The 14,770-nt window shown below is 68.7% G+C and carries 9 protein-coding genes; all 9 read right to left on the bottom strand.

What is annotated here, in order from left to right; genetic code table 11:
* Window positions 1-2 precede the first annotated feature (2 nt).
* Window positions 3-719 (bottom strand): hypothetical protein, encoded by a 717-nt coding sequence (locus ATL45_RS37940; protein ID WP_246025767.1) that lies wholly within the window; start codon window positions 717-719, stop codon window positions 3-5.
* The gene (locus ATL45_RS37935) at window positions 716-1,342 is read right to left on the bottom strand and encodes a hypothetical protein (RefSeq protein ID WP_093160946.1); all 627 of its coding nucleotides are present in this window, start codon (window positions 1,340-1,342) and stop codon (window positions 716-718) included. The genes ATL45_RS37940 and ATL45_RS37935 overlap by 4 nt, the downstream gene beginning before the upstream one ends.
* A gap of 109 nt (window positions 1,343-1,451) precedes the next feature.
* Window positions 1,452-7,985 (bottom strand): eCIS core domain-containing protein, encoded by a 6,534-nt coding sequence (locus tag ATL45_RS37930; protein ID WP_093160943.1) that lies wholly within the window; start codon window positions 7,983-7,985, stop codon window positions 1,452-1,454.
* Window positions 7,982-8,257, bottom strand: coding sequence for a hypothetical protein (locus ATL45_RS37925; protein WP_093160941.1), 276 nt, complete (start codon window positions 8,255-8,257; stop codon window positions 7,982-7,984). The genes ATL45_RS37930 and ATL45_RS37925 overlap by 4 nt, the downstream gene beginning before the upstream one ends.
* Window positions 8,248-10,137, bottom strand: coding sequence for an ATP-binding protein (locus ATL45_RS37920; protein WP_093160938.1), 1,890 nt, complete (start codon window positions 10,135-10,137; stop codon window positions 8,248-8,250). The genes ATL45_RS37925 and ATL45_RS37920 overlap by 10 nt, the downstream gene beginning before the upstream one ends.
* A complete protein-coding gene (locus tag ATL45_RS37915; RefSeq protein WP_093160935.1) occupies window positions 10,134-10,820 on the bottom strand; it encodes a Pvc16 family protein in 687 nt (228 codons plus the stop codon). Before ATL45_RS37915 ends, ATL45_RS37920 begins: the two co-directional genes overlap by 4 nt.
* 770 nt (window positions 10,821-11,590) lie before the next feature.
* Window positions 11,591-12,319, bottom strand: coding sequence for a T4 family baseplate hub assembly chaperone (locus ATL45_RS37910; protein ID WP_093160932.1), 729 nt, complete (start codon window positions 12,317-12,319; stop codon window positions 11,591-11,593).
* Window position 12,320: 1 nt separating this feature from the next.
* On the bottom strand, window positions 12,321-12,845 hold the full coding sequence (locus tag ATL45_RS37905) for a phage tail protein (RefSeq protein ID WP_093160929.1): 525 nt from the start codon (window positions 12,843-12,845) through the stop codon (window positions 12,321-12,323).
* Window positions 12,846-12,847: 2 nt separating this feature from the next.
* Window positions 12,848-14,692 (bottom strand): phage tail sheath family protein, encoded by a 1,845-nt coding sequence (locus ATL45_RS37900; protein ID WP_093160927.1) that lies wholly within the window; start codon window positions 14,690-14,692, stop codon window positions 12,848-12,850.
* Window positions 14,693-14,770 lie beyond the last annotated feature (78 nt).

The following is a 14,770-nucleotide window of genomic DNA, read 5'->3' as shown; positions in this document are numbered from 1 at the left end:
CCCTACCTCCCCAGTCCGATGTCCCGGTTCCCGAGCCCCATCGCCCCGAACGACCCCTGCGCGGCCACCCCGGCCATCCGCTCCTTCTGCGCCAGGTGAGCCATGTACAGCTCGGCGCCCCGGTGCCCGGCAGGCAGATCGCTGACGGTCAGCAACTTCATCCCCAGGCTCAGACTGGCCCGGATGGGGTTGAGGTCGACGTCGAAAGCGGACTCGTTCACCGACATCTCGGTGAGCCTCACCGGCACAACCCGCTTGCTGCCCCAGGTGAACAACGTCAACGGCATCTCGATCGGACTGATCTCGATGGCCCCGTTCTTCGAAAGCCGAGTGGCCTCCCGCAACTTCGCGGTCGTCGGCTGCACGAGCATCTCCAACGTGGCCAGCTGAGGATGAATCCCGTGCGGAGCAGCAACATCCAGCTGATCGGTGGCGTCGAGCTCAGCAGTGATCTTCCAAGTCTCCTGAGCAGGCCCCTTCAGCCTCAGAGCCTCGTTCTTGTCTCCGCCCCCACTACCCCCACCGCCGCCATCCCCTTCACCTCCAGCAGTCTGAGGAGACACAGACCGCTCAAGCGCGTCAGGGTTGAACTGCAACACGATGATCCGCTGAGGCGTGCCCCGCTCAGGATCAACAACGACGATGCCGGACCGGATGGGCTTGGGAATGTCTGCGTACCTGGTCAACTTCTTCTCTCTTCTCTCGGTCTGCTGATTCACCAGGGGGTTATTTCGAAGTCTTCGGGTGGTAGGTACGCAGCTACGCTGGCTCCTGCTCTCTTCAGCGTTTGCAGTAGATTTCCGCTGAAAACCGGAAAGGGTTCCTGCTGATATGTGTCCGAGTAGTCCGAAAAGCTCGTTATCCAGGCGATTCCGCAACTGCTCAACGTCTTCAGGTTGTTGCTGGTCATGAGGGCGCGCCCATCGTAGGACGCTTCCCAGCGGCCGGTTGTGAGCTTCTGGACGCGGTGTATTCCCGGTAGCTTTACCGGATCCGGTAGCTCTGCGGCTCCGCTGAGTTTGAAAAGTTCGCCGAAGTTTTCGTGCTTCGTCCAGGACAGTCCCGCGGTGATATCGCCAAGCGAGTCGATCAGTGGCTTCGTGGCCGCCAGCGAAAAGTCTGCCGGGGTCTTCAGGATCGCACTCTTGCTGGTGTCGATGCCTGGCGTGAAGGTGTCGATCGACAGGTAGGCGGCGATGCGGTCGATTGCATCGGTTGCGTCGACCTCGAATTCGTAGAACAACTTGTAGTCGGCTGAAACTCGACGCAGCAGTCCTTCGACCTCGTTCCGGTTCTCGGCGTTGACGATCCAGTCGAACGGGTCGTCGGCGCTGCTCCGCACCGCGCCACTTTCCAGGAGTTGTGCCTCTAGTTCGCTCCCGGGGACCGATTCCTCGGTGTATATCGCGTGTCTGGTGTGCACTCGCACCTCTCCCTCGAGTTGATTCCGGTCAGAAGAGCTCTTGATAGCTGCCGCGAGGGCTCGACAGTCCGCGGAGGATCTTTCCGTGCACCTTCAGGCAGAGCTCGCCCCACCTCCAGTGTTCGTCGGGCGACTTGTCCTTGAGGAACTCTCGCACGGTTCGGCCGTTGAGATTCTCGCCCATGAAACGGCCTTTCCTCTTGGTCGCGTACCAGGCGGCGAACTTGTTGTTGAAGGTGTGTGTGGTGCTCGCGACGTTTTCGACGCTGTTCGGGCCGCCTGCGGCCTGCTCGTAGATGTGGTGCCACTCCCTGTGGTCGCCGACGAAGAAGCTTGCTCTCCTTGAGTAGCTGAGTGATTGCCGGGCATGCCGCCAGTTCTGGGAGTCGCGTCCGCCGGCTCCCCAGTCGGCTTTGTGGCGAACTTTCTCGAATTTCTCCCCGAACAGGAAACTCGACTCCGCCGCGCCCTGCCTCTTCGGGAAGTCCTTCCATCGTCTCTTCTCGCTGAATTCGATGTCGAATTCGCGCTTGCCCAGCTTCCCGTGTCCGTAGACCGAGAACTTTCGGTCCTTCTTGTCGATGTCGGTCACGACGCTGCTGTGCCAGTCGGTTCCGTGCTTGGCGAGCAGCTTATCGTCCATCTCTACCGGAGGATGGGGATCTGGCTGCTGCTCGTCGTACAGGGCATCCTCGTTCTTGTCGGGTTCCTTCTCCTTGTGCAGGTCTTCGAACGGAGTTGGCGGGCTGAGGCTGGCGTAGAGGATTGACCGAGGAGTTCCAGACCTGTAAAGGCGGCCAAGTCGGTAGTGTCTGCGCATTGATTGCAGCATGGCGTCAACGGCGTCTTCCGCCATGCCGTGCTTGGTCCTGCGTTTGATGATCGGCCTGATCCTGGCGAGAATGAGAGCCAGGCGCTTCGATTTTTCGCTGGCAGAGTTTTCCTTGTTTGTCCTGTTCGTCTTGTCCTTCGGGGTCTTGGGCCTGCCGGGCGAGTCGCCTTTGTCGCGCTCGGGCTTCCTGCTGTCGGAGTCCTTGCGCTTGTCGCGGCGCGAGGCGTCGTCCTTGGTGCGCCTGCGCTGGCCGGAGCCGTCCTTGGCCTTGTTCGGGTCCTGGTCCTTGTCCTTGCGTTGGGAACTACCGTCGTCTTGGCGGCGGCTGGTGTCCTCGTCGTCCTGCTTCTTGGTTCCGGTGTCGTCGTCCTTGGGCTTCTGGTTGTCGTCGCCCTTGTCCTTCTTGGTGTCCGTGTCTTCGCGGGTTTTTCGGGGTGGGTCGGGCTTGGGCTTGGGCTTGGCAGCTGGGGTTGGCTTGGTGTCGGGCTTGTCCTCGTCCTTCTTGCCCTTGGGGTTGCCGTTCTTGTCCTTGGCCGCTGGGGAGTCGTCCCGGTCGGTGGGTTTGCGGTCTCGGGAGTCCGGGTTGTCCTTGTCCGGGCGTTGGTCCCGGTCCCTGGGGTCCTTGTCGGGCCGGTCCCGGTCGTTGTCCTCGCGGCGTCGGCGGTCTTGATCCGATTCGCTTCTGCCCCGGTGGTTGCGGTCGGGCTTCGGGGCGTCTCGGTCCGGGCCGGGTTTGCCGCCCGGTTTGTTGGCTGCTTGGCGGGCCGCTGAGCTGGGGGAGGTCCGGTCGTCCTGGCGCTCGCGGTCTCTCTCGTCGCGGCCGTTGTCGCGGCGGCCGGTGTCGTTGCGGCGTTCGTCGTTGCGGCGGCCGGGGCGCTCGTTTCGGCGGTTGGTTCCGGGGCGCGCGTTGGGGCGTCCGGTGCGGCTGCCCTCACCGGGGCGGGTGTTGCGGGGGCCGGGGGTGTCCGTGCGCTGGCCGGGTCGGCCGCCGGGGCGGGGGTCTTCGTCGCCGGCGCCTTGGCCGGGCTTCTTCTTGCGGCCCTTGGTGGCCATTCGCTTGGCGATGTCCTTCAGGCGGCTGCCGACCTTGCCGACGTACTTGCCGATGCCGGAGAGCAGGAACTCGTAGGCCAGCTCCAGCAGCGCCACCACACCGGCGGCCACCGCCTTGGCGAACAGCACGCCCGCGCCGCCCTTGCGCACCGATCTCAGCCAGGTCAGGACCGCGCCGAAGGCGCGGAGGATCTCGCCGAGCGCGCCGATGGCCGTCTTGATCGCGTCGATGACCGCCATCACCCAGCCGGCGCCGGGGATGAGCTTGGCGATGACCTTGGTGATCACGATCTCGCCGATGATGAACGGCAGCTGCGGGACGACGGCGTCCCAGACCTGCTTGACGATCCACTCCAGCGTCAGGCCGCCCTTGATCAGCTTGTTGATGATCTCCTTGGGCAGGCCGATGATCTCCTCGATCTTCTGCTGGAACCAGGTCTTGACCGCGTTCTTGACCTCGCGGAAGAAGTGGTTCTTCGCGCCGTCCTCCGCGGAGCCCTTCGCACCGCTGAGCCAGCCGCCCGGATCGCTCAGGAAGTCGGCGGCGATCATCATGAACTGGCCCAGGCCGCTGAGCAGCTTCGATGCGAAGTCCAGGACCGCCTTGATGGCGTCCTTGACCGCCTGGACCATCGCCTCCAGCGCCTTCTTCAGGACGCTGAGGATGTCGTTGAGCAGCTTCGCGATCGCTTCCAGCAGGTCGTTGATGAGCTGCTTGAGCGCCTCGGCGAGCTTGTTCACCAGGGCGATGGCGCGCTCGATCAGGTCGGCGATGAACTTGCGGATCTCGTTGGCCAGGTCGATGATCGCCTGCACCAGCGCCTTGGCCAGCTCGACCAGTTCGTCGACGAGCTTCTTGATCAGGCCGATGATCGTCTCGCGGATCTCGTTGATCAGCGCTTCGATGTCGAACTTGAAGTTCTCGACGAACTCGATGATCTTCTCGCGCGCGTTGCGGAGGATCTCGATGATCTTGTCCCGCAGCTCGATGAACTTCTGCTTGATGTACTCGAAGGCCTTCTCGACCCAGTTGCCCGCCTGGTTCTCGGTCTCGGTGCGCTTGGTCTTGGCCTCGCCCTCGGCGTCGCGGCCCTTCTGGCGGATCTTGCCGTTGTCCTCCTCCTTGCGCTCCTCGGCCTTCTTGTCGGTGTCCTTCTCGTGCTTGTCGACGTCCTTCTCGGCCTGTTCGCGCTTCTCGGACTTCTTCGTGCCCAGCTTCTGGAGTTCCGCGTCCTGTTCGTCGCGCCAGCGCTGCCGTTCGCCGGTGACGTCGTCGAGCGTCGTCTGCCGCTGCCCGGACTGCTCTTCGGTGTTCTTCTGGACCTCGCGATCCACCGACTGCCGGTGCTTCTCCTTGGACTTCTGGGAGTCGGCCTCCTTCTTGCGCTTGGCCTCGGCCAAGCTCTGCTCGCCCTTGCTGAAGGAGGCCTTGAACTCCTTGCCGCGCTCGTGCTCGGCGACCTCCGAGGCCGCCTCCTCCGGCACCGCGCCGGTGTTCGCCCCGCCCTCCGGACCGCCGCCCTTGCCGCGCTCGCGCTCCGGCACCTGCCCGCGCAGCTCTTCCTTGGGCGCCTTGGGGTAGACCTGGTCCTCGCCCATGCGGCGCTCGGTGTCGTCGCGGCCGGTCTCGGCGGTCTCCTCGCCCTTGGCGTCGACGGATTCGTTCTGCTCGCGGGACTTCTCGCCGGCTTCGCCCTTCATCTCCACGCCCGGCGCGTTGCCCGCCTGAGCCTGCTTCAGCGCTTCGTCCTGGGTCGGCATGCCGGCGAACTTGGCCGCGAGGTCCTCGGGCTTGACGTCGGAGTCGAACCAGCTGGCGACCGTCCCGACCACGTACCCGAGGCCCATCAGGAAGGTGTCCCAGCCGTCGGGTTCCTCGACCTCCTCGGCGGGGATCTTGCCCTCCGGCTTCTTCTGGTCCGTGACCTCGGCGTCCTTCTTCTCCGGCGCATCGGCCTTGTCGGCCGGGGAGTTGGAGTACTCGGCGGGGGCGTCGGCCTTCGGCTCGCCGTCGAGGGTCTGCGGGGCACCGGCGGGCCGTTGCATGGACGGCGGGGCGGAAGACAGCTTCTTGTGCTCGTCGCCGACGGAGCGGTCCGCGGCGCTGTTGACGCCGTTCATCGCCTTCATCGCCTGGTGCGGCTTGAGACCGGACGCCGTGCGCAACCCCGCCTCCGGCGAGGCCTGGGCCAGGTCGGGCACGGCCTGGCTCTTCTTGCCCTTGGCCGCGGGTTTGGCGCCGCCGCCACCCGTGCTGCCCCGGCCGCCGCCGCGCGGTGCCGCAGGAGCGGGGCCGGACTTGGACGGCGCCGACTCGGCGGCCGCCTCCTGCTTCTCCGCGGCCTCCGGCTTGCTGGGCTCCTCGGCCTTCTTCGGTTCCTCGGCTTTCGGGGCTTTGGACTTCGGAGCGGGCGCCTTCGGCGAGGGCGTCTCCGTGCGCGCGGGTTCCTCGGTCGGCTTGGGTGGCGCTTCGGCCTGCGGTTTCGGGGATTCAGCCTCGGACTTGCCGGAGTCCTCGCTCGGCTTCGAACTCTCCCCACCCGGTTGCTCGCCCTGGCCGCCCGAATCCGTGGATTCGGCGGGAGCCCCGGAGACCGGCTTGCCTTGGTCCTGCTCGCCGCTCTTGTCCTGGTCTTGCTCGCCGCTCTTGTCGTGCTGCCCGGCCTCGGCGCCTTTGGCCTGCTCCTGCTTCCCGGACTCGCCGGGCTCCTTCTTCTCGCGCCCGGAGGCGCCTTCGCCGGGCTTCTCCTTCTCCTGCCTGGCGGCGGATTCCTTGACCGCGCCACCGGCCGCGTCCTTGTCGCCCTCGGTCTTGCCCGCGGTCTCCTGGGCGGTGCGCTGGGCTTCCACCGGGCCCTTCTGCTGATCCTCGGCCAGCTTCGGATCTGCGGGCCGGTCGCCCTTGGCCGCTCCGGCCTCGGCGGCTTTGCCGGTGGCGAGGTCGGCGAGGCTGGTCGCGCCAGGGCCTCCTTCGGTCTCCACCGCGGGATCGGACTCCAGCGGCGGCCCGGTGTCCTCTTCAGGTTCGGCTTCGGCGGCCTCGTCCTCGGCGTCTTCGGCGTCGCGCTCGGCCTGCACCTGATCGGCCTTGGTGGGCGGGGGAGCGGGGAAGGACGGCATCGTGCCGCTGGCCGCCGAGCCAGGTTCTGCCTTGTCGGCCGTGGGCACGCCGGAGACGTCCAGATCCTCCTCGGGCAAGAAGTCCTCGGGCCGCAGCTTGACGTCCCAGGCGCTTTCCTCCCCGCCGCCGACCTCGACCTCCGAGTCACCGCCTGCCGGAGGCGAGACGGGCTTCTCCTGCGGGCCTTCAGCGTCCTGGTTGCGCGTGCCCTCCAGCTCGCTGACCGCTCCGGGCTGCGGTTCGGCCTTCCCCGCGACCTTCGGCGAGCCGTTGTCCTGCGGCTTCTCCTTCGTGGCGTCGGTCAGCGGCTCCGCCGGACCCGGTTCCTCCTTCGCTTCCGACTTCTCCTCGTCCTGCTCAGCGCCGTCCTCGACCTCGCCGTCGGCTTCGTCCTTCTTGCCGTCGGACTTCTTCTCCCCGGACTCGTCCTTCTTCTCCCCGGGGCCGCCTTCTTCCTCGCCCTTCGCGGTCCCCTTCTTCTCGGGGCCGGACCGCTCCCCGGACTTGTCCTGCGAAGCGGATTCCCCGGACTGCTCGGATTCCTCCGACTCAGCTGCATCAGGGTCCTGACCCTCAGCGTCGGTCTCGCCCGCGCCGGGCTCGGAAGGACCGGCGTTCTCCGGCGTGCTGCCATCGGCACCCGACGGCCCGCTCTGCTCCTTGTCCGGCCCAGCAGCCTGCGCGGGCTCGTCCTCGCGCTCCTGCTGCTCGGTCGACTCCTGCTGCTGGGTCTCGCGCTCCAGCCGCAGGTCGGCCTCGGCGTCGGGCTCGATCTCCGGGGCGGACAGGGCGCTGCGCTCGACGTTGTCGTCGGCCTCGATCTCCTCGACCAGGTCGAGCACGCGCTCCTGCTCCGAGCTGAGGAGTCGGCTCTCCAGCCGGTCCAGCACGGATTCGCGCAGTTCGGGCGACATGCGGGCCAGCTGCTTGCGGGTGCGCTTGGAGCGGTCCTCCGGGTCACCGCGCAGCGACCGGAGCAGGCCGTTGGCCAGCCGGTCCACGAACGTCGCCGGGTCCACGACCTCCATGCGCGTCCGGTCGGCGTCGACCTTGGCGTAGCGGAGCCAACCCGGCGTCGATCGGCCGGTCCGCACTTCCGGATTCCGCTCCCGGGCACCGGATTCGGCTTCGCGCTCGATCGCCTGCTGCGGCAGGCTCACCGCACCGAGATCGCGGCCGGCGCGGAGGGCACCGAGGCCGTCGGGGTTCTGCACGGTGTGCAGGAGTTCGTGGGCCAGGAGCCGTTCGCCGTCCGCGGTGCCCGGGCGGAACTTGCCGGGGCTGAACAGGATGTCCTGGCCGATCGCGACCGCGTCCGCGCCGAGCATGTCGGCCAGGTCGCCCGACTCGCGGTCGGTGTGCAGGCGGACCCGGCTGAAGTCGTGACCGAGGCGTTCCTCCAGCTCCCGGCGGGTGCTGTGGTCCAGCGGCTGCCCTGCGCCGCTGACGATCTCCTTCGGTTCGGGCGCGCGGTTCTTCGGCTTGCGGTCCTTGCGCTTGCGCCGCTTGGCGTCCTGCGACGAGCGCGATCGGTGCGCCGGAACCGGAGTGCTCACGCCGAACGCCCCCTCCCGGCCAAGCCCGCGTGCACCGCGCGCGCCAACGCCTCGCCCAGGCGGACGGGGGAAGAGGTCACCGGTAGCTCGGGCAGCTCCGTCAGCTCCTCGAACCGCCGGGCGCCGTCGGCCGCCACCGGCACCCCGCGCTCGCGCACCAGGCGGGTCAGCTCCGCTTGGAAGGCCGCCGCCACCCGGTCCGGGTCGACCCGGTCGAAGCCGTTGAGCACCAGCTCACCGACGGTGATCCGCACATCCCGGTTCACACCCATCCCTGCACCTCCGAAGGCGTCAGGGAACGCTCCAGCTTGAGGTACTCGGTGTGCGCGGCGGCGAGCATGTGCCGCATCTGCAGCTGCTCGCCCTCCTCGGCGGCCAGGAAAGCACCGGACAGCGCGATGTTGCGTATCGAGCCGCCCGCCACGGTCAGCTGCGCCAGCAGCGCCGGTTCGAGGTCCTTGACCGGCGCCTGCTCCGGCACCACCCGCCGCCAGATCTCGGCGCGCTCCCGCTCGCTCGGGAACGGGAAGTCCACCACGAACCGGATGCGGCGCAGGAACGCCGTGTCCAGCGCCTTCTTCATGTTGGTGGTCAGGATCGCCAGGCCCCGGTAGGCCTCCATGCGCATCAGCAGGTAGCTGACCTCCAGGTTGGCGTAGCGGTCGTGGCTGTCCTTGACCTCGCTGCGCTTGCCGAACAGCGCGTCGGCCTCGTCGAACAGCAGCAGCGCGCCACCGCGCTCGGCGGCGTCGAAGACCTTGCGCAGGTTCTTCTCGGTCTCGCCGATGTACTTGCTGACCACCTGCGACAGATCGATGATGAACAGGTCCAGGCCCAGCTCGCGGGCCATCACCTCGGCCGCGAGCGTCTTGCCGGTGCCGGAACCGCCGGCGAACAGGGCGGTGACGCCGAGCCCCCGGCGCAACGTGCTGGAGAAACCCCACTCGTGGTGCACGGTGGCCCGCTGCCGGACGTGCGCGACGATCTCCCGCAGCACCCGCATCTGCCGCTCCGGCAGCACCAGGTCGCCCCAGCCCGCCTCGGGTTCGATCCTCCTGCCCAGCTCGTCGAGCCCCATCCGCGCCTCGTGGAGCCCCGCCTGCCACGCCAGCCCGACCGCGTCGTCACCGGAGGCGTCCCGGCGCACGGCGGCAGCGGCGGAGGAGACCACGTGCGGCGGCAGCGAGAACTGGGAGACGAGGTTGGCGATGTCGGCATCGGACACGTCCGGCACCTCGGCGAAGGCCTCCCGCCACAGCTGCAGCTGCTCGTCGTTGTCCAGCGCCGGAACCAGCACCCGCTCGGCCCGGGAACGGGTGCTCGGACGCGGCTCGGCACTGGCGATGACCAGCGGGACCGCGGTCGACTCCAGGAACGCCTCGACCGCCGAGGCCTGCTCCCGGTCCGGTTCGCCGACCTCCACCAGCAGCGCGGCGGGCAGCAGCACCGCTTCGCGCTGCCACAACCGGGCCAGCTGATCGCGCTCGGCCGGATCGGTCGGCACGTCCGTTCCATCCATCGCGTACAGGGCCAGATCGCAGCCGGCGGCGGCCGCGGTGACGATGTCGCTGCGAGTTCGCTCGTCGCCGCCGACCAGCTCCACCCGCAGCGGTGCGTCCGAACGGCCGTCGGCCCAGCTCATGGCCACGCGCTCGGCTGCTGCTTCGTAGGACGGCGGCAGGGATTCCGGCGCCGGTGGCCGCCGCAGCAGCCCGTGCAGCCTGACGTCCAGGTAGGGCGCGCCGAGCAGGAAGTGCAGGATGCGCTCGTCGATGCGCAACCTGCCGGTGGTCAGCCCGGACTCCTCGTCGAGCTCGACCAGCCGCCAGCGGCGCAGCGGAGAGACCGGGGCAAGCGCGCTCCAGTGCGGGTCGGTCAGCGCGGCGAGGGCGAGCGAGAACGTCGGGAACGCGCGCGAAGATCCGCTGGCCGCCGCGCACCGGCCGGCGGTGGTGGCGTCCATCTCCATCGCCGCGCACAGCAGCAGCACCTCGCGCTCGAACGTGCTGAGCCCGAAGCAGGAGGCCAGTGCTTCGAGCGCGTCGGGGCACGGGAGCGCGGTGTCGGGCTCGACACCCTCGACGTGCTCGTCCAGACGTGCGAGCACGGCGCGCACGGCATCCGAGGGCGATGCGGCGTTCTCCTCGGTCATCCCGAACCTCCTTGCCCACCGTCCTCAGTGGCGGGGACCGATTCGCCGGAACCGGGTTCTGGCGCGGGATCGTCCGGCGGGATGACTTCGACCGTGGTGTTGAGCTGCTCGACCGGCTTGACGGGCTCCGGTTCCTCGCGGCCCTCGATGAACACCAGCGAACCCTGGTAGGTCACCGACACGGTGTAGGGCGTCTGGTGCAGCATCCCCCAGAGCTTCGAGGTCTCGTCGACGTCCATCTGGATCGGCGTGAACCGCACCTTCTGCGCCGACTCGGCCAGGTCGCTGCCGACCAGGTGGGGCTTCTCGGCGGCCTGCTCGATGAGCTCGGCGGGCAGCACCGGGATCTCCTGCAGCGTGCGCACCACGCAGCCGATCAGCCGCTGCCCGACCAGCTCGGTCTCCTCGCCGTAAGCGCTGATCAGGTAGTTGAGGTCCAGCGCGGCGGTCGGCCGGGCCCACAACCTGCCGTTCGGCGCCCGGCTCGGCAGATCGGTGTTGCGCATCGACGGGTTCGGCGCGACCTGGTACAGGAAGACGGTGATGGTCGGATCGGTCGGCGGGTCGGCCGGCGGCTTGCGCGTCTCCACGGAGACCGCCATGTCGATCTCGGGCCGCAGGTTGTTCTCGATCAGCAGCGCGAGAGCCTGCGTAACAGTCGCGATGGCAAGCCCGTTGCTCACTGTCCCGCCTCTCCGCGATTTTCAGTGGTGGTTGGGTTTGGAGTGATCTCGCGTTTGTTGGTTTCTTGTGGCTGGGTTGCGTCACGGTCCCCTGAGGTGCCGTTGCGGAGCACTCGGGTTGCTCTGCTCATGGCTTCGCTCGCTCGCTGAGGTAGTCGGTGAGGGTGACCGCCGGGGCTTGGCGCTGTGGGCGTTGCGGTTGAGTGCGCTGCTGGGGGCGTGCCGCTTTGACCTCTAGGCGTCCGATCTCCACCTGGACAGTTGGTTCTGATCGCTGTTGTGCGGGTTGGCGCGTGGTGCGGGCAGAGGCTCGGGCCGCTGCGGAGGTGAGGCGCGTGCGTGGTTGCTCGGACGGCAGCGGGGCTGCCGCCACTCTCAGGACTCCGGGTGTGCTCGGGCGTGGCTCCGGTTGTGCCGGTTCGATTCGTTGCGGTTGTTGGGGTTTCTGGTCTTCGGTGAGCGCGATCTGAGCCGCAGGCGGGGGAGCGGATGCCTGCGGATCGGGGATCCGGATCAGCTGGGCTGGTGGCGGAGTTTCTGGTGGTAGCTGCTCGGTGTGCACGACGGTGGATCGGTCGGTGGTGTGCACCTCGCGTTCCACTCGTCGCACTTCGGTGGGCGGCACTGGGGCCGGTGCCACCGCGCGTGGGGCGAAGGGCTCGGCTTCCTCCTGCGGGTCGGTGCGCAGCGCGTCGATCCGTTCGAAGGGGCCCGGGAGCCGGGGGCGGAGCGCGGCCCGGGGCGTCGGGGCAAGCAGGCGGTCGAAGTGGTCAGGCATCAGCGCACAACTCCAGGTAGTAGCGGCGCCGGAGCGGGCTGAGCGCCAGGATCGACGGCTCGGTCCAGCCGTAGGCGGAGGCGAGCAGGTGCACGTCCAGCAGCACGTCGCGGGCCCAGGCGTCCAGCTCCGACCACAGGTAGGTGGCGATGTCGAGGGCGCTCGGCGTGGTGTGCCCGCACTCCGGGCACGACACGCTCACGGTCAGCACCGCTGCCGGGTCGGCCTGCTCGGCGAGCTCGGCCATCCGGCGCTGCACCCGTTCCGGCAGCGCCTCGCTCCCGACCGGCTCCCCGTCGTGCACCGCGGAGAGCGTGCAGCGCGAGAGCAACCGCAGCCGGCGTTCCTCCGCCGTCCCTCCGGCCGCCGCTACCTCCAGGTCGGCCACCGTGGGCAGCCTGAACTCCACCAGGTAGCCGTCCTCGCTGACCTGGAGCTCGCGCTCGGACGGGCGCTCGGCGAGCCCGTCGACGTCCAGGTCGAACTCCATCGCCTCCGCGCACGACGAGCACTCGACGAGCACCTGCAGCCGCTCCCCGAACAGCGCCCGGCGCAGCAGGAGCAGATCCGCCGCCCGGGCACCGACCGGCGACGAGCGCAACTCCTCGTCGGCCCACCCCGGCCGGGCCGCGCGGTGCAGCAGCAGCGCGCGGCCCCCGGGGTGCAGCGGCAGACCCGCCTCCCAGGCCGCCAGCAGCTGCCCGGGTTCCGTGGTGACCATCTCAGGCCGGGTTGGTGAAGGCCGGCTCGACCGGCTCGGCCACCTCGTAATCCCGTTCCCAGCCCTCGCATTCGAGCTTCAGGCTCTGGATGGCCACCGCGTTGGCGTTGGCGTCCATCTCACCCAGCACCTGGTACTCGCTGGGCCAGGTCCGGTAGAGCTTGTGCGCCACCGCGACCTGACCGGCCTCGTTGAGGACCTGGATGACGATGTCCTTGCGGAAGTCGGCCAGCGAGACCTCCGCGCCGAGCCCGGCGCCGACCTGCCACACCTTGTTCGCCCAGCGGTCGAACTCCGGGTCGTGGGTCACGCCGCGCTCCAGCGTGATGCCCTCGAACTCCGAGCGGCCCGGCGCCTTGCGCGGCGAACTAGGATCGCCGCCGTGCCGGTGCTTGACCACCTCGGTGGTGCGCTTCAGCGGGCTGATCTTGCTGATCCCGGCGACCGTCCGGCCGTCCCACAGCACCAGGAACTTGAAGTTCTTGTACGGGTCGAAGCGGTGCGCGTTGATCTGGAACTCGGCCATGCTCACACCTCCGGTTGACCGGTGAGCTGCTGGATCGTCACGATCACGAACTCGGCGGGTTTGACCGGCGCGATCCCGACCACGACGTTGACCACGCCGCGCTCGACGTCGGCCTCGGTGGTGGTGTCGGAGTCGCACTTGACGAAGTACGCCTCGCGCGGCGTCCGGCCCCGGAACGCGCCCTGCCGGAACAGCGCGTGCAGGTACCCGGAGGCGCTGAGCCGGATCTGCTGCCACAGCTGGTCGTCGTTCGGCTCGAACACCACCCACTGCAGCCCGCGCCGCAGGCTCTCCTCCACGTGCAGCGCCAGCCGCCGCACCGGCAGGTACTTCCACTCGCTGTCGACTGAGTCCGCCCCGGCCAGCGTCCGCGAACCCCACACCAGCGGCCCGACCACCGGGAACGTCCGCAGGCAGTTCACCCCGAGCGGGTTGAGCAGCCCGTTCTCCCGGTCCGAGAGCTGCACCGAAAGCGACTGCACACCGCGCACTTTCGCCTCGGTGCCCGCCGGGGCCTTCCACACCCCGCGCTCACCGTCGGTCCGCGCGATGATCCCGGCCACCGCCCCGCACGGCGGGTAGGCGCGCAGCCGCCCGGTCAGCGGGTCGGCCGCCTGCAGGTGCGGGAAGAACAGGCCCGCGTGATCGCTGCGGACCGGCTCGAACGCCGAGATCCCGGCCCGGACGGAGTCCACGCCGCCCCAGGCCGACGGGGCGTCCACGAGCTGGAAGATCCGGCGCTCCCGGCACAGCCGGTCAGCGGCGGCGATCACCGCGACAGCGTCCTCAGTGGACTCGTAGTCGGAGACCTCCGGCAGCGCGAGGAGGTTGACGTCGTGCACGTCGCGCAGTGCCTGGATCCCGGTCTTGGCCGCTTCGGAGCCGATGAGATCGCTCGGGCCCGGCGGATCGCCGTCCGCGCCACCGCACAGCGCGAACACCGGCGGGTTGACCGTCTCGTCGAGGCCGAGATCGCCCGCGCACTCCCCGCTGAAGCGCACCTCGTCGGCCGGATCGGTCGAGCCGGCGATGATCTGCAGGCGGTTGCCGAAGGGAACGACCTCCGCACCGGCGAATGCCCGCTTGCCCGGGGCGTCCGGCAGCGCCCGGAGCTTGCGCTCCAGCAGCAGCGCCAGCTCGACCAGCGTGGTCGGTGCTTCGCCGTCCTGATCCGGGTCGTGGAGCGTGAAATCGCGCTCGACGTCACCGATGCAGACGGTCAGTTCGACGGCCAGATCGGGGAACTCGCCGTCGAACACGCCGGACACGGTGCCGGAAGCGGCCGGACGCCCCTCGTCGAGAGCCTCGGCGTGGATCAGCGAGGAGCCGGAGTTGACCACGCTCTCGACGAAGCGGCCGTGACCGCGGTCCATCGACAGCCCGGTGAACACCTCCCGCGCCCGGTTCTTGGCGTCGGAGACCTGCAGGTTGAACGTCTCGTCGGGGGCCGAGGTGTTGTAGTCCACCGTGACGTGCAGGCCGTTGCCCCAGACGCCGGGCTCTTTGGCCCGCACCGCCAGCACCGGGCAGTCGTCGTCGTGCTCGTCCGGGAGCTGCACGCAGGCCGCTTCGCCCGAACCGCGCTTGGCGACGCGCACGATGACCGCGATGCGGCCGCCGTTGCCGAAGAACTGGTGCACGGCGTAACCGACTGCGCTGTTGGGCGTCAGCCCGCCGAAGTGGTGCTCGAAATCGGCGAAACTCGTGATGCGGACCGGGGTGTTGAGCGGTCCTCGCTTGGTGTGCCCCACGAACGCGGTCACCGAGGTGGTGACGGTGGTGATGGTGCGCGCGCTGCTGGGGATCTCCTCGACGTAGACACCTGGATAGGACGTGATCGTCGGCATGCCCCTCCAATCCCTAAGGATGCCTGAACGCATGCGGCATCAAGGGGAAGGGACGCGCGTTGGTGGACGCGGCAACCC

This window comes from Saccharopolyspora antimicrobica, from assembly GCF_003635025.1.
Classification (GTDB): domain Bacteria; phylum Actinomycetota; class Actinomycetes; order Mycobacteriales; family Pseudonocardiaceae; genus Saccharopolyspora; species Saccharopolyspora antimicrobica.
Note: the sequence above shows the minus strand (reverse complement) of the source record. Positions and strands in the feature narration are given on the sequence as shown.